Source organism: Paracoccus sp. R12_2, assembly GCF_017744015.1.
In the GTDB taxonomy this organism is placed as follows: domain Bacteria; phylum Pseudomonadota; class Alphaproteobacteria; order Rhodobacterales; family Rhodobacteraceae; genus Paracoccus.
The window spans coordinates 185,624-203,665 of record NZ_JAGHRA010000005.1 but is presented as its reverse complement, the minus strand read 5'-3'; the positions used below and the strand labels follow the sequence as shown (position 1 = coordinate 203,665).

Here is an 18,042-nt window from a genome sequence, read left to right as displayed (position 1 = left end):
CGTCTGGTCTGGTGGCGATGGCCTCAGTGGCCGCGCGCAATCCGTTCGATGTCGCCGCGGCACAGCCCGATATCATCAAGCTCGCGGTCCGACAGAACGCTCAGTTCGCGGCGGGTCCGGCGCGTATCGCTCCAGGACGCCAGCAGCGAGACAAGATTTGCAACGACGCTGCCAAGGCCTCCGACAGCAAAGCTGCGGTTCGTTTCAATGGCGGACATCTTTTCACCCATTCTCATGTTGCCCGGTTCATGGGCATGTTTCTGACAAGGCAGCATGTAGATTGTGCAGGTGCAGAAAACCACGGACATTCCAGCAAGGCCGGCATGCGTGGGATGCATGAATTCGCGTGTTGTCGCGGCGAATGAAGCCGGTCAGCGCAACGTCATGCGGGGACGGCACGGCGTATCAGCCGCCAGACCGCCGCGCGGCAAAGAAAAACCCCCAATTGCCGTGGCAAATGGGGGTTCGGTCGACTTTGGTCTTGCGTGCGTCCAACATGTCAGATGCTGGCCACGACACCGTCAATGTCGGCACGGTTCAGGCCGATATCTTCCAGTTCGCGCTCGCTCAGGCGGTTCAGTTCGGCGCGCGTCTCGCGGCGCTTGCGCCAGTCGGCGAAATCGGCGCGCAGATCGGCGAAGAATTCCTTCAGGCCAAAGCCTTCGTTGAGGGCGATGGTGGTCATGTCCACTTTTCCTTTGCGTTCCGGGCGCGGCCCATCCGCGGCCCTTCCACGTCAGTGAATCTAGGTCCACGCTGCACCGGATACATCCCCGGAAAAAGTCAATGCCGCATTGCAGCATCGTCATAACCCATGGCCGAGGCTGGCGTTAGCGCCAACCTTGATCCCGGATCAGCACCAGTCACCGAGGGCGGCCTGCCACATTGTCAGCGCGGCGACAGCGGCCGTATCGGCGCGCAGGACGCGCGGACCAAGGCTGATGCGCGTCACATGGTCCAGCCGTGAAAGACGGCTGCGCTCGGCATCCGAGAAACCGCCTTCAGGCCCGATCAGAATGGCCCATCGGCCTCGGGACAGGCCCGCCAGGGTCTGCGCCGGTCCGGCCATCGCCTCGTCCGCCCAGAGGATCGAGCGGGACCGATCCCAGTCATCCAGCAGACGCGACAGCGGCGACAGATCCTCGACCGGCGGGACGAAGGTGCCGCCACATTGTTCCGCGGCCTCGACGGCATGCGCCTGCAACCGGTCCTGACGAATGCGTTCCGCGTTGGTGAAATCGGTCTGCACCGGCACGATACGCGCAGCCCCCATCTCGGTCGCCTTCTCGACGATGAAATCCGTCCTCGCCTTTTTGATCGGTGCGAAGATCAGCCAGAGATCGGGCGGGTCACGCTGCGGCGCGGTCTGTTCCTGAACCTCGATCTGGCCACCCCGCTTGCCGGCAGACGCGATCAGTGCGGACCATTCACCATCCCTGCCGTTGAAGATCGTGATTCCGTCGCCCGGCTTCAGCCGCATGACACCCGACAGGTAATGTGCCTGCGCCGGAATCAGAGGCACGTCTTGTCCCGACGCCAAGGGGTGATCTATGAACAGTCTGATCTTCGCCATGATGGGCACGACGCTATGCAAAGCCGGACCGAAAGGCCAGATACCGTGATCGACGCACCCAAGGGCAATTGGGTGGACAGATATGCGCCGCATGGCTGGCGGCCTTTTCTGCACATGTCCCGCGCCGACCGTCCGATCGGCACCTGGTTGCTGCTTCTGCCATGCTGGTGGGGAATAGGGCTGGCAATGATGGCGGATGGCCCCCGCCCCTTCGATCTTTGGATCGCGTTCGCCTGCGCCATTGGCGCCCTTGTCATGCGCGGCGCGGGCTGCACATGGAACGACATCACCGACCGCAACATCGACGCCCAGGTTGCGCGGACAAGATCGCGGCCCCTGCCGTCGGGCCGGATCAGCCTGCGGGCCGCCTATCTATGGCTGATCGCGCAGGGGCTGACGGGATTGGTGATCCTGCTGACGCTGGGACAGGCCGCGACCTGGATGGGGGTGGCGTCCTTGGCGCTGGTCGCGATCTATCCGTTTGCCAAGCGCTTCACCTGGTGGCCGCAGATCTTTCTGGGATTCGCCTTCAACTGGGGTGTCATGCTGGCCTATGCCGCGCATATGGGCCGGGTGGACCTGGCGCCGGTCGTTGCATGGCTTGCAGGGATCGCCTGGACGATCTTCTACGACACAATCTATGCCCATCAGGACGCCGAGGACGACGCCCTGATCGGCGTGAAATCCACCGCGCTTCTGTTCGGCGACAACAGCTCGCGCATCCTTGCCGGGTTCGCGGCGCTGGCGGTCACGCTGCTGGCCATCGCGATCTCACTGACCGGTCGCAATCTGTTGATAGGGGGGGCCGGGCTAGCCGGTTTTGCGGTTCACCTGATCTGGCAATTGCGTTTATTCCAACCGGATCAGAATGATAGCTGCCTGCGCCTGTTCCGGTCGAACCGGGATGCCGGGCTGATCCTTGCGCTGTTTCTTGCCATCGCGGGGCTGGCATGATTGCGTGGCCCGCACCGCACGGCTAGACCGGCGCGACTTGCCACAGACGAGGATCCCGCACGCATGGCACAGTCCCGCCGCTGCATTTCTACCGCATTCGCATCGGTCATCGTTCTGGGCACCGCGGGCGGTCTGTGCTGGTGGGGCGCACAATCCGCCGCACAGTTCATCGAGAACCGGGCGCGTCAGGATGTGCAACTGGCCTTCAGCACCAGCGGCCAGGACTGGGTGCGCGTTACTACCGACGGGCTTCGGGTGCATCTTTCAGGAACCGCCCCCAGCGAGGTCGAGCGATTTCGTGCGAAGACGCGCGCAGAGACAGCAGTTGATCCGTCCAGGGTCATCGACGACATGACGGTGGCTTCGACCGAGACGCTGACTCCCCCGGATTTCAAGGTCGAATTGCTGCGCGACGACGACGGCATTTCGCTGATCGGGCTGGTGCCATCGAAGACGGACAGGGCCAGTCTTGTCCGTGGCCTGAAGGACGAGACCGCAGCCCCGCAGATCACCGATCTTCTGGAAAGCGCCGATTACCCGGTGCCCAAGGACTGGGATCAGGCGATCGCCTTCGGGCTTCGCGCCGCGCAGATGGCCGCCAGCGCGAAGATCTCGGTCAGTCCGGGTCAGGTGACGGTGACGGCGATCACCGACAGTCGCGCGGAAAAGGGGCGACTGGAAACGGAACTGAAGCGCGCCGTGCCCGAGAATGTGCGCCTGACGACCCGGGTATCGGCGCCGCGCCCAGTCATCGCGCCGTTCACGCTGCGATTCCTGATCGACGAGGATGGCCCCCGCTTCGATGCGTGCTCTGCCGATAACGAGGACGGTCGCGCACGGATTCTGGATGCGGCGGTAAAGGCGGGTGTCAGCGGCAAGCCCGGCTGCACGCTGGGTCTGGGTGCGCCGACACCCGATTGGGCAGATGCCGCCGTTCCGGCCATCGAGGCGGTCGCGGCGATCGGCGAAGGGGCGGTCACGATTTCGGACGCCGATATCGCGCTGATCGCACCTGCATCGGTCGATCAGGCGCAGTTCGATCAGGCGGTGGGACGGCTGGAACAGGCCGTTCCTCGCGTCTTTTCCGTTCATGCACGGCGCGAAAGCCCGGACAACGGCGACCAAGGGCCAGCCGAATTCGTGGCGGCCCTGTCGGGTCAGCGCAGCCTGTCAATGCGCGGCAGGATCACCGATGCCCGCATGCGCGAGGCGGTGGACAGTTTCGCGCGGTCGCGTTTTGCGACGGTCCAAAGCAGCTTGCGCAGTGACGAAGACGTGCCCGGCGGCTGGACGGTGCAGGTGATTGCCGCGCTGGAATCCATGGACATTCTTGAAAGCGGCACGGTCGATGTGACCCCGGAGCGCATCCGGCTGGTCGGCACGTCCGGCGACCCGAACGCGGCCGAGCGTGTTGCGGCGACGTTGTCGGAACGCCTTGGGCCCGGGGCGCGTTACGATCTTTCGGTCCGCTATGACAGGCGCCTGGATCCGGCACTTGCGCTGCCCGACGGCGACGAATGCGTGCGACGCCTCAACATCATCATGTCGGAATCCGAGATCGGCTTCGAACCCAACAAATCCTCGATCGCGGGTGATCCCGCGGCCACGCTGGGGCGGATGGCCGAGGTCATGACCGAATGCGCCGATTTCCAGCTTGAGGCCGGTGGTCACACCGATTCGCAGGGTTCGGAAGGGTTCAACGCCGATCTCTCGCGCTCTCGCGCTCAGGCGCTGGTCGCCGCCATGAACGAGGCGGATATCGACACCACCAACATGTCTGCCCGCGGCTATGGTGAAAGCCGGCCGATTGCCAGCAACGACAGCGAAGAGGGTCGCGAGGAAAACCGCCGGATCGAATTCAGCCTGTTGTCGGACCGCCCCGTGCGCAGCGCCCCGCTGCCAGAGCCGGTCACGTTGACGGGCGTCACACGCGAACCGGTCCCGGAGCCCGAAAACGCCAAAGCTGCGACGGCCCCGCAACCGGATCAGGCACCTCAGGGCCCCAAGGCGCCGGACGCGCCGATGCAGGGACCGCAACTGCCGCAGATCAGCGTTGGCCCAGGCATGGCCCCCGCCACCGTCGGCGTCAGCGAAGAGTTCCAGACGCTGGACGCGCGCGAGGAAAGCATTAGGCTGCCGGTGCAGACCCCGACCGAGGACACGCCCCGCCCCGAACGTCGTCCTGAAACAGAAGGCGGCACGCCCGAGGCGGCGGCCGAGGCAGACGAAAGCACGATCGTTTCAGAATGAACCGCACCGAATTCATCACCGTCACCGCCATAATCCTGTTCGCGGCCTTTGTGCTGGGATGGATCGCAAGCTGGATCGTGCATCGGCTGACCCGCCCGACCCGCGCGGGCATGAGTGAACTGGACCGCATGGCGCAGCAACTGCACGAGGCAGAGGAAGCCCGCGACGCAGCGATAGCGCAGTTGGAGGAACGCGAGGCGGATCTTGCCAGCCGCCTTGCCGGCGCCGAGCAAGAGTTGCAGGCGGCAATGGACGGGCTGCGCGAAAGCCGCACCGAGGTCGAGGAATTGCGGGACTATATCGAAAGAAAGCTGGTCCGCCGCTGACACGGCAGACCACGGCAAAGGGGGCATTCGGCCCCCTTCCGGCCTGTGGCCTATTTCCCCCCAAGGGCTGATTGCGCAGATCCGAGGCCTTGTTCAGGCCTCGGCCCTTGTCCGGCAGAGTGCCTCAGATACCGGCATCGATGATCGCGCGGGCCAGAACCGGGACGCTGTCGCGATTGAGGCCGGCGATGTTCAGGCGTGAATCGCCGACCATGTAGATCGCCGAATCGTCCTTGACCTTCTGGACCTGCTCGGGCGTGGCACCAAGGCGCGAGAACATGCCACGATGACGCGCGATGAAGTCGAACCGATCGCTGCCTGACAGGTCGCGCAGTTCCGATGCCAACTGATCGCGCAGGCCCAGCATGGTGTTGCGCACGTCCTCCAGCTCTGATTGCCAATCGGCGCGCAGCGCGTCGTCGTCAAGGATCGTGGACACGATCCGGGCACCATGATCGGGCGGGAAGGAATAGGTCTGACGGTTCAGGAAGGTCATCGACCCCTGCGCCATGTCGCGCGCGCCGGTATTCTCGGCCAGGGTCATCAGGATGCCGGAGCGTTCACGGTAGATGCCGAAGTTCTTCGAGCAGGAGGCCGCGATCAGCACCTCGGGCAGCGAGGCCGCGACCAGACGCGTCGCCTCGGCATCCGCGTCCAGCCCGTCGCCGAAGCCCTGATAGGCCAGATCGATCAGCGGCACCGCGCCGGATTTCTCCAGCATGGCGATGACCTCGCGCCACTGATCCGTCGTCAGATTGGCGCCGGTCGGGTTGTGGCAGCAGCCGTGCAGAAGCACGATGTCACCCTTGGTGGCCTTTGCGATATCGGCCTTCATCCCCTCGAAATCGACGCCGCGCGTGTCATTGTCGAAATAGCGATACTGGACGAAGGGCAGCCCCATGAATTTCATGATCGACAGGTGGTTCGGCCAGGTCGGGTCCGAAACATGCACGGTCAGGTCCGGATTGGCCATCCGCGCCAGTTCCAGAGCCTGCCGGATCGCCCCGGTGCCGCCCACGGTCGCGACCGAGGCAAGCCGGTCGGCCGGCACGTCCTTCAGGACCATGCGCGCCATGGCGTTGCGATATTCGGGCGTTCCGGCAAGACCGGTATAGGCCTTGGTGGTCTGGGCTTCCCAGATCCGCTGCTCGGCGGCCTTGACAGCGCGCATCACCGGCGTGACCCCCTGCGGATCCTTGTAAACGCCGACCCCAAGGTCGACCTTGCCCTGACGGGTATCGGCCTTGAACTCCTCCATCAGCATCAGGATCTTGTCGGGGGCTTGCGGTTTCAGGTTCGACAGCATCTCAGGCGTCTCCGGTTGCGATGTTCAGGTCGTCGAAGCTGCCCCATTCGGTCCAGCTTCCATCGTAAAGCGAATGGTGGCGGTGTCCGATCCGTTCCAGCGCAAGGCTGAGGATTGCGGCCGTCACGCCGCTGCCGCAGCTTGTGATGGCCGGTTTGGACAGATCGACGCCGGCGGCTTCGAATTCGGCACGCAGCGCATCGGGATCCTTCATGGTCCCGTCGCCATTCAGAAGCCGGCCAAATGGCAGGTTCTTCGAACCGGGGATATGCCCCGATCGAAGGCCGGGGCGCGGTTCTTCCATTTCGCCGCGGAACCGTTCCGGGCTGCGGGCATCGATGATCTCGTGATCGCCCAACTTTGATGCGGCGGCGACCTGCGTCACGTCGCGGACCAGACCGGCCTGTCGCTGCACCGTGATGTGGCGGTCGCGCAGTACCGGCGGCATGTCCTCGATCTCGCGCCCTTCGGACTGCCACTTGGCAAAGCCCCCGTCCAGCACTGCGACATCGGTCTTGCCCATCAGGCGGAAGGTCCACCAGACGCGCGCGGCACTGCGGACATCCGAGTTGTCATAGATCACGACCTGATGACCGTCGCCGATACCCTGCGCGCGCATCCGACTGATGAACAACTCGGTCGGGGGCGCCATATGCGGCAGCGCGCTGCGGCTGTCAGAGATCGCGTCGATGTCGAAAAACCGTGCGCCGGGGATATGGGCGGCCTCGTATTCGGCGCGGGCATCGCGTCCGGTGGCGGGCATGTGCCAGCTTGCGTCGATCAAGCGAAGATCAGGATCACTCAGATGTGCGGCAAGCCATTCGGTCGAGACCAGCGTCTTCGGATCGTCCTGCATCGTCGTCCCCCTTTGTCGGCCCGCCCTGTCGGCACGTCGCCCGATTTACAGGGGGAACGGCGCGGCTGCAACGCCGCTTGGCCTATCCCTGCTTCAACAGGCGCTGTTTCTGGCGGTTCCAGTCGCGCTTGGCGCTGGTTTCGCGCTTGTCGGCAACCTTCTTGCCCTTGGCGACGCCAATTTTCAGCTTCACCAGCCCCTTGTGGTTGAAATACATCACCAGCGGCACCAGCGTCATGCCTTCGCGCCCCACTGCCTGCCACAACCGCGACAATTCGCGCCTGCTGACCAGCAGCTTGCGCTTGCGCCGTTCGTCGTGGCCGAACACCCCCGCATTCAGCAGCGTGGCGATATAGCCGTTGATCAGCCACAGTTCACCGCCCTCGATGCTGGCATAGCTTTCGGCGATGTTGGACTGTCCGGTGCGCAAGGACTTGACCTCGGATCCGGTCAGCACGATGCCAACCTCGAGATCGCTTTCGATGAAGTAATCGAAACGCGCCCGCCGGTTCTCGGCGATGATCTTGTAGTTCTTGTTTTCCGGTTCCTTGGCCATGACGGCGTTAGATAGGCGCGTGAACTGCCGCTGTAAAGGTCACGCGAAGGGCGCCACGCAGCGTTCGACCAGCCCCAGATATCCGGGTCCGAACAGACGCAGATGCACCAGCGCCGGAAACAGCTGATAGATCGGGCGACGATCCGCAAGGTCGGGATCGGGCCGGTAGGCATCCCAGAACGACCCGTCCGGCGTGCCGAACAGGCACAGCATCGCCAGATCGACCTCGGCATGACCGTGATAGCATGCCGGATCGATCAACCCGGTCACATGGCCATCGCGCGCCATGATGTTGCCGGTCCACAAATCGCCGTGCAGCAGTGCGGGCGGGGGACGCACGGGCAGCAGATCGTGCAAGCGCGCGGCCAGCGCCTCGATCCTGCGGGCAAGATCGCGGGGCAGATGCGGCAGGAACGGCAGCAGGCGGCGGCGCGCCCAGAAATCCGGCCAGCTTTCCAGTGGCGCGTTCTGCACCTGCACTGGCCCAAAGCCATGGTCGCAGTCCCAGCCATAAGCCGTGCCTTGCGTCGCATGCAGCCGCCGCAATTGCCGGCCCAGATCGGCCCACGCGACCGACGGCCCCTGATCGCGCCCCAGATCCTGCATCAGCAGCAGATCGCCCGACACCGCCAAAACCCCCGGCGATGGGGCGCCGCTGGCAGCGATGGCGCGCAACATCCGAGCTTCGGCCCCTGCCGTCGCCGCGATCTTCAGCACGGCGGTGGTGCCATCGACAAAGCGCAGCCGCTGAACCACGGACAGGTCGCCGCCATGCAGGTTCTGCGCTGAAGACAGTTCCTTTCCGATCAGCGCTGCCGCGGTTTCCGCGTTCATGCGCGCAAGCGTTCCAGAATGCCGCCAGCCGCCTCGGTTGCATCCCCCCAGGCCGTCCGAAACCCTTCCGGGCCACCATAGTAGGGATCGCCGACCTCTTGCCCTTCACGCCCCGGCACATGGTCCAGAAGCAGCGCCAGTTCGGCGCCCGATCCGGCGGGCCGCATCCGGCGCAGATGCGCAAGATTGTCCCGGTCCATCGCCACGATCAGATCGAAGCAGTCGAAATCTGCAATATTGACCTGCCGTGCCCGCTGATCCGAGATATCGACGCCGTGACATGCAGCCTCGGTCCGGGACCGGGGATCGGGCGGTTCACCAACGTGCCAGGGCCCCGTACCGGCCGAATCGATGAACAGGTCAACGCCCCGCGAAGATGCCAGCGCCCGCAAAGCCGCCTCGGCCAGAGGTGAGCGACAGATATTGCCCATGCAGACGAACAGCACCGACGGCCGGTCCGCGATCCGGGGATTGGTGATTGCCTTGCTCATGCGGGTCAGGCTACGCCAGAGATGACAGAGACTGAAGGGCGCTTGCAGGGGGGGGAACGGGAATGCGGCCCGGAACACGGAATCTGATTACCGATGTGGAAGGCTTGCGGGTGGGCAATGCCCATGACGCGGCGCTGAAGTCCGGCACAACGGTGCTGACGTCGGACCGGCCCTTCGCGGCCGGGGTGCATGTGATGGGCGGCGCGCCCGGCACCCGCGAAACCGACGCGCTGGCACCTGACAAGCTGGTCAGTCAGGTGGATGCGCTGGTGCTGTCGGGCGGTTCGGCCTATGGGCTGGCGGCGTGTGATGGCGTGATGGCGGGATTGGCCGCCAACGGTCGCGGCTTTGCTGTCGGCGACGTCCGGGTGCCGATCGTGCCCGGCGCAATCGTCTTCGACCTGCTGAATGGCGGCGACAAGCGGTGGGACGCGAACCCCTACCCCGGCCTTGGTCTGGCCGCCCATGCGGCAGCAAGCGCGGATTTCGCCATCGGCAGCGTCGGCGCTGGCACGGGGGCAACCACGGCCTTGCTGAAGGGGGGGCTGGGCTCTGCCTCTGCCGTGCTTGAGAACGGGCTGACCGTCGGGGCGCTGGTGGTGGTCAACGCGCTTGGATCCGCCACGATCGGCGACACGAACCGATTCTGGGCAGCGCCGTGGGAACTGAACGGCGAGTTCGGGAGCTTGGGACTGCCCGCGACATTCCCGGCAATGCAAGAGCCCCAGCCGATGAAGCGGCAGGCAGAGGCCACCACGATCGCCATCCTCGCCACCGACGCGGCGCTGGACAAGGCTGCACTGACCCGGCTTGCCACAGTCGCGCATGACGGGTTGGCGCGCGCGCTGGTACCCAGCCACACGCCTTTCGACGGCGATCTGGTCTTTGCGGTCTCGACAGGGGAAAAGCCCCTGCCCGATCCTGGCGTGGGCACGTTCGGCCTTGGCCATGCGGCGGCGGCCGCACTGGCGCGGGCCGTGGCCCGCGCGGTTCATGCCGCTACCCCGGCACCCGGCGACCTGCAGCCATGCTGGCGCGACATGCAAAGGGACTGAAAGAAGGGCGGTGCGACATGCGCACCGCCCCCGAGAGATCGCCAAGAGGGACAGCTTAGCGACGCAATGGAACGATCCAAGGGGCGATCCGGTTCAATCCGAGGGGTTCGCCTTGGAAGTATTGGCGGCCGAACGCCGGAAAAACCGTGACGATGGCCGCCTTTGACAAACGCTAAGCGAACTGATCAATATATTAACCGAATCCAAGCAGGAGAGGCTGCCGTGACCAAACATTCCACCGATCTCAAGACCCTGCTGCGCGATCCGTCGCTGCTGGAAACCCGCGCCTTCCTGGGTGGCGAATGGGTCGATGCTGCCGACGGCGCCACCTTCGACGTGCTGAACCCGGCCCGCGGCGACGTGATCGCCAAGGTCGCCGATCTCAGCCGCGCCGAAGTCGCAGATGCGATCGACGCCGCGGCACAGGCAATGAAGGGCTGGGCTGCCAGAACCGCCAAGGAGCGCGCGCAGATCATGCGCAAATGGTTCGACCTGATGATGGAGAACCAGGACGATCTGGCCCGCATCCTGACCGCCGAGATGGGCAAGCCCTTCGCCGAGGCGAAAGGCGAAATTGCCTATGGCGCCAGCTTCATCGAATGGTTTGGCGAAGAGGCCAAGCGGGTCTATGGCGAGACCATTCCCGGCCATCAGTCCGACAAGCGCCTCACGGTGATCCGCCAGCCGATCGGCGTGGTCGGCAGCATCACACCGTGGAACTTCCCCAACGCGATGATCGCGCGCAAGGCCGGTCCCGCGCTGGCTGTCGGTTGCGGCTTCGTCGCCCGCCCCGCCGCCGAAACACCGCTATCGGCCCTGGCCATGGCGGTGATGGGCGAACGCGCCGGGCTGCCCAAGGGCATCCTGTCGGTCGTCACGTCGTCGCGGTCGTCAGAAGTCGGCAAGGAATTCTGCGAGAACCATCTGGTCCGCAAGCTGACCTTCACCGGCTCGACCGAGGTGGGTCGCATCCTTCTGCGCCAGGCCGCGGACCAGGTGATGAAATGTTCCATGGAACTGGGCGGGAACGCCCCCTTCATCGTGTTCGACGACGCCGATCTGGATGCGGCGGTCGAGGGGGCGATGGCATCGAAGTTCCGCAACAACGGCCAAACCTGCGTCTGCGCCAACCGGATCTATGTGCAGGCTGGCGTCTATGACGAATTCGCGCGCCGTCTGGCCGCAGCGGTCGACAAGCTGAATGTCGGCGACGGCCTCGAGGATGGGATCACCACCGGCCCGCTGATCAACGAAAGCGCGGTCGAGAAAGTCGAAGAGCATATCCAGGACGTGCTGGACGGCGGCGGCCAGGTCGTGACCGGCGGCGACAGGCTTGGCGGGCTGTTCTTCCAGCCGACGGTCGTCAAGGGCGTGACCGACAACATGAAGGTCGCCACCGAAGAAACCTTCGGCCCGCTGGCCCCGTTGTTCAGGTTCGAAACCGAAGAAGAGGTGGTCGAAAAGGCCAATGCCACGATCTTCGGGCTGGCCTCGTATTTCTACGCCCGCGACGTGGGTCGGATCACCCGCGTTCAGGAAGGGCTTGAATACGGGATCGTCGGGGTGAACACCGGCATCATCTCGACCGAGGTCGCGCCTTTCGGCGGCGTCAAGCAATCCGGGCTGGGCCGCGAAGGCAGCCGCCATGGCATCGAGGATTTCCTGGAAATGAAATATATTTGCCTGTCGATCTAGGTCGCGCAAGGCCAGGAAATCAATGCGCGGCGGGAACGATGTGCAGCCGCCGCGCATTTGTCTGCAGAGTCGTCGCGGTCGCGGCGGCAAGACATTGACGTGAAGGGACAAGAACCATGGAAGGTTTCGGCTGGATTCTGTCGATCATTCTCGGCGCCATCGCCGGTTGGATCGCCGAAAAGATCATGAAAAGCGATCATGGCCTGCTGATGAACATTATTCTGGGCATCGTGGGCGCTCTGGTCGGTAACTGGTTGTTCAGGTTGATTCTGGGCGGCACCGCCGGAGGTGCCATCGGCCAGTTGGTCGTCGCCGTCATCGGTGCCTGCATCCTGATCTGGCTGGGTCGCCTGATCCGCAGCAAGACCTGATCAGGGCATCGCTGAAAGGGACGAACAGAAAACGAATAGCCGGCGCAACATTGGTTGCGCCGGCTATTTCATACGGTCAGGGTCGCCCGATCAGCGGCCGGTGTCATCCTCGTCTTCGTCGTCGGAATCCGGCAGGTTGAAGAAGGTATCGGCATCCAGATCACGCCGGGGCTTCTCCTCATCGCCGTCATCCTTGGACAACGAGAAATTCTCAAGCCCGGCAATCGCGGTGGGCAGGCGCGGCTCGTCGGTCATTGACAGCGAGGTTTCGGTGCTGACCAGCTTGCGACGCTCGTCATCCGACATCACCTCGCCTTCCGTCCCGCGCTTCTTCGCGGCTTTCTGAACGGCGGCATCCAGTTCGGTCTGACGGCACAGCCCCAGCGCAACCGGGTCGATCGGCTGAATGTTCTGGATGTTCCAATGCGTCCGTTCGCGGATCGAGTTGATCGTCGGCTTGGTGGTCCCAACCAACTTGGCGATCTGCGCATCCGCCAGTTCGGGGTGGAACTTGACCAGCCACAGGATCGCGGCAGGACGGTCCTGACGCTTGGACAGCGGGGTATAGCGCGGGCCACGGCGCTTTTCCTCACCTTCGGCGGCAGGGTTGTATTTCAGCTTCAACCTGTAGGCAGGATCGGCTTCGCCCTTCTTGATCTCGGCGGGGTCCAGTTGGCTAGAGGCAACGGGGTCATAGCCCTTGACCCCCGCAGCCACATCGCCATCGGCGATGCCCTGCACCTCAAGTTCGTGCAGACCGCAGAAATCACCGATCTGCTTGAAGCTCAGCGTGGTGTTGTCGACCAGCCATACGGCGGTGGCCTTGGCCATCAGCGGCTTGTTCATGTCAGTCTCCTTCGCGTCTCTGCCCCTGCGCCACGGCCGGTCCGGGCCGGGAAAACGGCTTTCGGCGGTCGCCATTCCTCGTTTTCGGGGGGAATTGGGCGCGGATATAACGTTTCCCGGCGTCAGAGAAAAGGGGATTCGCGCAATGGGCATGGACGTTCCGTCCGCGCGCGTTAGGTTGTCGGACATGAAACGACTGATCTTTGCCGTGCTGATGACCCTGCCGCCCCTGCCTACTGCCTCCCAGGACGTCGCCGGGCGGTTCGATTATTATGTGCTGTCGTTAAGCTGGTCACCCTCGTGGTGCCGGGCCGAGGGCGACGACCGGAACGCAGAGCAATGCGCGACCGGAGGCGGGGTCGATTTCGTGGTGCATGGGCTGTGGCCGCAATATGAACGCGGCTGGCCGCAGGATTGCCCGACGGACAAGCGCGATCCGTCACGCCGCGACAGCGCCGCGATGGCAGACCTGATGGGGTCGGGCGGGCTGGCTTGGTATCAGTGGCAAAAGCATGGCCGCTGCTCTGGCCTGACGGCTGACGGCTATTACGGCGCCACGCGCGAAGCCGCCGGACGGATCGACATCCCGGATGTGTTCGAGCGTCTGGACCGCAGCGTCCGCCTGCCCGCGACGGTGGTCGAGGACGCCTTCATCGAGGCCAATCCCGATCTGGCGCGCAACGGCATCACCGTCACCTGTCGCGGCGAGGCGCTGCAAGAGGTCCGGATCTGCCTGACGCGCGATCTGCAGCCGCGTGACTGCGCGCCGGACGTGCGTCGCGACTGCCCGCGCGAGGACATGCTGATGGAACAGCCTCGCTGACCAGAATGCGACCGGTGTGGGTGAGACTAGATCGCCACCTTGCTGAAACTGTCGCGCAGGGCAGCCGACCACGCCGCGCTCATTTCCATGAAATCGGGATCACCCTCCTGGATCCGGCGGCGCGCGGACACCGCGCAGGCGTCCTTTTCGATCACCGCAAGATCCAAGGGCATTCCCACGGAAAGATTGGACCGCAGCGTGGAATCCATAGACAGAAGAACCGCCTTCTGCGCATCGGCGAGGTTGGTTTCGGGCGTCACAACGCGATCGAGGATGGGCTTGCCGTATTTATGTTCGCCGATCTGCAGGAAGGGCGTGTCTTCGGTCGCCTCGATGAAGTTGCCTTCGGGATAGATCAGGAACATACGCATGTCGCCACCCGCGCGTTGCCCCGCGACGATCATGCTGGCCGACGCCTGTTGGCGCAGCTCCCGGCATTGTTCGGCGATTTCGCGCCGGGTGCGCGACAGGGTATCGCCGATGATGGTGGCAACCTGCAGCATCGTATGCGCGTGCAGGATCGACGTCGTCTCATCGGCCATTTCGTCCTGTGTCGCCTCTTCCAGCCGCGCAAGCGCGGTCTGCGTGACCGACAGCGAGCCGGCCGTCATGATGGCGATGACCCGTTCACCGGGATTCTGGAAGAAGAACATCTTCCGATAGCAGGCAATATTGTCCAACCCGGCATTGGTGCGCGTATCGGACAACAGCACCAGCCCGGCATCCAGTTTCAAACCGACACAATAGGTCATCTTAAAAAGCGGCCCCGACAGGAAAATCGTGGCCACCTTAGATCTGGCGTCGATACTCTGCAATCTGCATTGAAATACAGGCTGCGGGCCAAGTCCGGCGGCCCCTTTGCGACGCAGCCACCTGGCGCGGGCTCTTCAGCTTTGCGTCTGGCTTTGACTTTGTTCGGCTTCCTGCACCTGCACGGATACATCCATCTGCTCCGCACCCCTGCCCGATGAGATCCCACGGATCGGGGCGGCGTCGGCGGCATCCAGCCCCGATCCCAGACGGACATAGCGATCATCAGGGCAGCACGCATTGGCCGCATCGAATCCGACCCAACCGAGGCCACGCACATGGATTTCGGCCCACGCATGCGCGGCATCATGCGCCTCTCCGTCGATGGTCGAGTGCAGATAACCCGACACGTATCGCGCCGGCAGGTCGCGCAGCCGGGCCACGGCGATAAGCGCATGCGCGTGATCCTGGCAGACCCCCTCGCCCAGTTTCAGGGCCTCGGCTGCGGTCGTGCTGGACTCGGTCACGCCGGGACGATAGGCGATCGCCTCGCCAACGGCGGCCGCCAACCCATGCGCAAGGTCAAGAATGTCGGTGCGGTCCGTCACGCTGTTGGCCAGCTTGGTCAGGTTGGCGGCCGGTGCCGTCGATCGCGTGTCACGCAGATAGGTCAGCGGGTTGATCATCTCTCGGTGGCCGCGCAGGACGCCGGCAAGATCGCGCGTTTCGACATTTCCGGTAATGCTGACGGTGATCTGATCCGTTGGCCCGCGAACCGTCCAGCCCTCGATCCAGTCGCCTGCGCCGTCGCGAAAACCCGGACCGCGAATGCCGTCGGTCACGTCGATCCGCCAATCCTGCGTCTTCTGCCCTTCAAACACGGAAGGTGTCAGTCGCAGGCTTTGCACAACGTTCCTGACCTGATGATCATAGCGATAGACCGTCTGATGCGAAATGCTCAGTTTCATTGGGTCAGGATCCTCCCAGCAGATAGTCTTCGTGGACCAGCATCGAGATTGCGCCGATCTCGCCGATGAACCACGACAGGAATTCGTGCAGCCCCTCATCGAAGATCATGTCGATATCGCGGCCCTGCAACGCGGCCAGCACTTCGCGTGCCTTGTCGCGCGCGGTTGCGGGCACCGCCTCGCCGTACCGCCGGGCGATGCCTTCCAGATGCCAAACAGCCTCGTAGAGCGAGGTGATCAACGACCGTGGGCTTTCGCCATTCAGGATCAGGAAATCCGCCACCCTGCCGGCCGACACGTCGCCACCATAGGCCCAGTGATATGCCCGGTGCGCCGACAGCGCCCTCAGGATCACCTGCCACTGATAGCTGTCCAGCCCCGAGCCGACGAATTCGATCCGTGGCAGCAGGACGAAATACTTGACATCCAGCAGCCTTGCCGTGGCGTCGGCGCGTTCCAGACCATAGCCAAGATGCATGAAGTGCCAGCCATCGTTGCGAAGCTGGGTCGAGTTGATCGCACCCCGCACGGTGGCGGTATGGCCGGTGGTGAATTCCGTCAGCGAAGCCGTGTCCAGCTTGACGCGCGACTTTCGTTCGATCTTGCGCAGTTCCTGATAGGCGACGTTCAGGGCGTCCCAGACCTCACTGGTCAATGCGGTCCGGACGATCCGGCCGCTTTCGCGCGCCTTTTCGATGCAGGACGCGACCGAGGACGGATTGTCACGGTCGAAGAAGACGAATTCCTCGATTTTCTCTTGTGTGACCTCGCCGTATTTCTCTGCAAAGACGCCCGACGTGCCCGAGGCCTGCAGCAGCGAATTCCATTCGTTCTGATATCCTGCCTCGGTATTAGGCAACAAGGTGATGCGCTGGCCCACGTCCAGCAGGCGTGCGGCGGTCTCGGCGCGTTCAAGATGGCGGCCCATCCAGAAGAGGTTCGAGGCTGTGCGGCTGAGCATGGCTATTCCCCTTCCTTATTCCGACAGAACCCAGGTGTCCTTGACACCGCCGCCTTGAGACGAGTTCACGACCAGCGACCCCTCGCGCAGCGCCACCCGCGTCAATCCGCCCGGGACAAGTTCGATCCGGTCGCCGCAAAGACAGAACGGCCGCAGATCGACGTGTCGCGGGGCAATACCTTCCTCGACGAAGGTCGGGCAGGTGGACAGCGACAATGTTGGCTGGGCGATGTAGTTCGAGGGGTTTGCCTCGATCTTCTTGCGGAACAGCTCGATCTCTTCGGTCGTGGCACGGGGCCCGACCAGCATGCCGTATCCGCCCGATCCGTGGACTTCCTTGACCACAAGATCCGGCAGATTGGCCATGACGTGCTTGTAATCGTCCTCTTTCCACAACGTCCATGTCTGGACATTCTGCAGCAGCGGCTCTTCTCCCAGATAGAAGCGCACCATTTCAGGGACGAAGGTATAGATCGCCTTGTCGTCTGCGACGCCGGCACCGGGCGCCGAACATATCGACACGCCGCCGGAACGATACACGTCCAGCAGACCGGGTACGCCCAGCATCGAATCGGGTCGGAAGCACAGCGGGTCAAGGAACGGGTCGTCGATGCGCCGATAAATGACATCGACACGCTTCGGCCCCTGCGTGGTCCGCATGTAGACGAATTCCCCATCCACGAACAGATCGGCGCCTTCGACCAGTTCGACCCCCATCAGATTGGCCAGGAAACTGTGTTCGTAATACGCGCTGTTGTAATGGCCGGGCGTCAGGATGACACAGGTCGGACGATCGTTGCATTTGGGCGGAGCGACCGATTCCAGCGTCCGCCGCAGCAGGGCGGGATATTGATCAACCGGCTCGATCCGGTTCTTGCGGAACAGCTGCGGGAACATCCGCATCATGATCTCGCGGTTTTCCAGCATGTAACTGACGCCCGAAGGGGTGCGGCAATTGTCTTCCAGAACGAAGAACTCGTCCTTCCCGGTCCGGACCAGATCGATGCCGATGATATGCGAATAGACGCCACGTGGCGGAACCACACCGACCACGGCCTTTTCATAAGCGTCGTTGCGATAGACCAGCCGGGCGGGAATGCGCCCCGCGCGAATGATTTCGCCACGGCCATAGACGTCCCGCAGGAATGCGTTCAATGCGCGCGCGCGCTGTTTGACCCCTCGTTCCAGGCGTCGCCATTCGGCCTGTTCGAACACGCGTGGCATCATGTCGAACGGGATCAGGCGGTCGGGATCGCCACCTTCGCCATAAACCGCGAAGGTAATGCCGATCCTGCGAAACAGCGCTTCGGCCTCGGCCTGCTTCATTTGCCGGAAATCGTCCGGCATCGTTTCAATCCAGTCATTCAGGCGCGCGTAGGGGTCACGGACCCGCTCACCTTCGAACATCTCGTTATAATATTTCATCT

At 63.7% G+C, this 18,042-nt stretch carries 20 protein-coding genes; 7 read left to right on the top strand and 13 right to left on the bottom strand.

The genetic code is table 11. The features are described 5' to 3' along the window. Positions 1-23: 23 nt before the first annotated feature. The 3 genes from J7359_RS08690 to J7359_RS08680 all read right to left on the bottom strand — a co-directional run bounded on the left by J7359_RS08690 (position 24) and on the right by J7359_RS08680 (position 1,573). Entirely contained in the window at positions 24-218 is a 195-nt protein-coding gene (locus tag J7359_RS08690) for a DUF1127 domain-containing protein (protein ID WP_209056242.1), read from the bottom strand. Between the two features lie 281 nt (positions 219-499). Then, positions 500-685: a DUF1127 domain-containing protein gene (locus tag J7359_RS08685; RefSeq protein ID WP_209056241.1), complete on the bottom strand. Its 186-nt coding sequence runs from the start codon at positions 683-685 to the stop codon at positions 500-502. A 168-nt stretch (positions 686-853) separates the two neighbouring features. After that, positions 854-1,573, bottom strand: coding sequence for a 16S rRNA (uracil(1498)-N(3))-methyltransferase (locus tag J7359_RS08680; RefSeq protein ID WP_209056240.1), 720 nt, complete (start codon positions 1,571-1,573; stop codon positions 854-856). A 45-nt stretch (positions 1,574-1,618) separates the two neighbouring features. Here J7359_RS08680 and ubiA point away from each other — a divergent pair, with 45 nt between their 5' ends. The 3 genes from ubiA (at position 1,619) to J7359_RS08665 (ending at position 5,103) form a co-directional block, all read left to right on the top strand. Next, entirely contained in the window at positions 1,619-2,527 is a 909-nt protein-coding gene (gene ubiA / locus J7359_RS08675; RefSeq protein ID WP_348524352.1) for a 4-hydroxybenzoate octaprenyltransferase, read from the top strand. Between the two features lie 63 nt (positions 2,528-2,590). Then, entirely contained in the window at positions 2,591-4,777 is a 2,187-nt protein-coding gene (locus J7359_RS08670; RefSeq protein WP_209056238.1) for an OmpA family protein, read from the top strand. Next, positions 4,774-5,103, top strand: coding sequence for a hypothetical protein (locus J7359_RS08665; RefSeq protein ID WP_209056237.1), 330 nt, complete (start codon positions 4,774-4,776; stop codon positions 5,101-5,103). Before J7359_RS08670 ends, J7359_RS08665 begins: the two co-directional genes overlap by 4 nt. A gap of 124 nt (positions 5,104-5,227) precedes the next feature. On the opposite strand, the gene J7359_RS08660 is transcribed toward J7359_RS08665, so the two are convergent. From J7359_RS08660 to J7359_RS08640, 5 genes are all read right to left on the bottom strand, one after another. Beyond that, the gene (locus J7359_RS08660; protein ID WP_209056236.1) at positions 5,228-6,409 is read right to left on the bottom strand and encodes an amino acid aminotransferase; all 1,182 of its coding nucleotides are present in this window, start codon (positions 6,407-6,409) and stop codon (positions 5,228-5,230) included. Between the two features lies 1 nt (position 6,410). Then, positions 6,411-7,265 (bottom strand): 3-mercaptopyruvate sulfurtransferase, encoded by an 855-nt coding sequence (gene sseA, locus J7359_RS08655; RefSeq protein WP_209056235.1) that lies wholly within the window; start codon positions 7,263-7,265, stop codon positions 6,411-6,413. A gap of 82 nt (positions 7,266-7,347) precedes the next feature. After that, complete coding sequence (gene smpB / locus J7359_RS08650) at positions 7,348-7,821, bottom strand: SsrA-binding protein SmpB (protein WP_209056234.1); 474 nt, start codon at positions 7,819-7,821, stop codon at positions 7,348-7,350. Positions 7,822-7,860: 39 nt separating this feature from the next. Continuing rightward, complete coding sequence (locus J7359_RS08645) at positions 7,861-8,655, bottom strand: fructosamine kinase family protein (protein ID WP_209056233.1); 795 nt, start codon at positions 8,653-8,655, stop codon at positions 7,861-7,863. Continuing rightward, the gene (locus tag J7359_RS08640; RefSeq protein WP_209056272.1) at positions 8,652-9,119 is read right to left on the bottom strand and encodes a low molecular weight protein-tyrosine-phosphatase; all 468 of its coding nucleotides are present in this window, start codon (positions 9,117-9,119) and stop codon (positions 8,652-8,654) included. Before J7359_RS08640 ends, J7359_RS08645 begins: the two co-directional genes overlap by 4 nt. Before the next feature lie 89 nt (positions 9,120-9,208). Between J7359_RS08640 and J7359_RS08635 the strand changes: the two genes are divergently transcribed. The 3 genes from J7359_RS08635 to J7359_RS08625 all read left to right on the top strand — a co-directional run bounded on the left by J7359_RS08635 (position 9,209) and on the right by J7359_RS08625 (position 12,267). Further along, entirely contained in the window at positions 9,209-10,201 is a 993-nt protein-coding gene (locus J7359_RS08635) for a P1 family peptidase (RefSeq protein WP_209056232.1), read from the top strand. A gap of 222 nt (positions 10,202-10,423) precedes the next feature. Next, a complete protein-coding gene (locus J7359_RS08630) occupies positions 10,424-11,896 on the top strand; it encodes an NAD-dependent succinate-semialdehyde dehydrogenase (protein WP_209056231.1) in 1,473 nt (490 codons plus the stop codon). Positions 11,897-12,012: 116 nt separating this feature from the next. After that, positions 12,013-12,267 carry a GlsB/YeaQ/YmgE family stress response membrane protein gene (locus J7359_RS08625; protein WP_209056230.1) on the top strand — a complete coding sequence of 85 codons (255 nt, stop codon included), beginning with the start codon at positions 12,013-12,015 and terminating at the stop codon, positions 12,265-12,267. A 90-nt stretch (positions 12,268-12,357) separates the two neighbouring features. On the opposite strand, the gene J7359_RS08620 is transcribed toward J7359_RS08625, so the two are convergent. Next, a complete protein-coding gene (locus J7359_RS08620) occupies positions 12,358-13,113 on the bottom strand; it encodes a cell cycle transcriptional regulator TrcR (RefSeq protein ID WP_209056229.1) in 756 nt (251 codons plus the stop codon). A 187-nt stretch (positions 13,114-13,300) separates the two neighbouring features. On the opposite strand from J7359_RS08620, the gene J7359_RS08615 reads away from it, so the two are divergent. Continuing rightward, positions 13,301-13,936 (top strand): ribonuclease T2, encoded by a 636-nt coding sequence (locus J7359_RS08615; protein ID WP_209056228.1) that lies wholly within the window; start codon positions 13,301-13,303, stop codon positions 13,934-13,936. Between the two features lie 26 nt (positions 13,937-13,962). Here J7359_RS08615 and J7359_RS08610 read toward each other — a convergent pair whose 3' ends face one another. The 4 genes from J7359_RS08610 to J7359_RS08595 all read right to left on the bottom strand — a co-directional run bounded on the left by J7359_RS08610 (position 13,963) and on the right by J7359_RS08595 (position 18,022). Then, positions 13,963-14,688: a peptidase gene (locus J7359_RS08610; protein ID WP_209056227.1), complete on the bottom strand. Its 726-nt coding sequence runs from the start codon at positions 14,686-14,688 to the stop codon at positions 13,963-13,965. A gap of 135 nt (positions 14,689-14,823) precedes the next feature. After that, positions 14,824-15,654, bottom strand: a complete 831-nt coding sequence (locus J7359_RS08605; protein ID WP_209056226.1) for a transglutaminase family protein — start codon at positions 15,652-15,654, stop codon at positions 14,824-14,826. 4 nt (positions 15,655-15,658) lie between these two features. Next, a complete protein-coding gene (locus J7359_RS08600) occupies positions 15,659-16,615 on the bottom strand; it encodes an alpha-E domain-containing protein (RefSeq protein ID WP_209056225.1) in 957 nt (318 codons plus the stop codon). A 15-nt stretch (positions 16,616-16,630) separates the two neighbouring features. Then, positions 16,631-18,022 carry a circularly permuted type 2 ATP-grasp protein gene (locus J7359_RS08595; RefSeq protein ID WP_247740283.1) on the bottom strand — a complete coding sequence of 464 codons (1,392 nt, stop codon included), beginning with the start codon at positions 18,020-18,022 and terminating at the stop codon, positions 16,631-16,633. Positions 18,023-18,042: the final 20 nt, after the last annotated feature.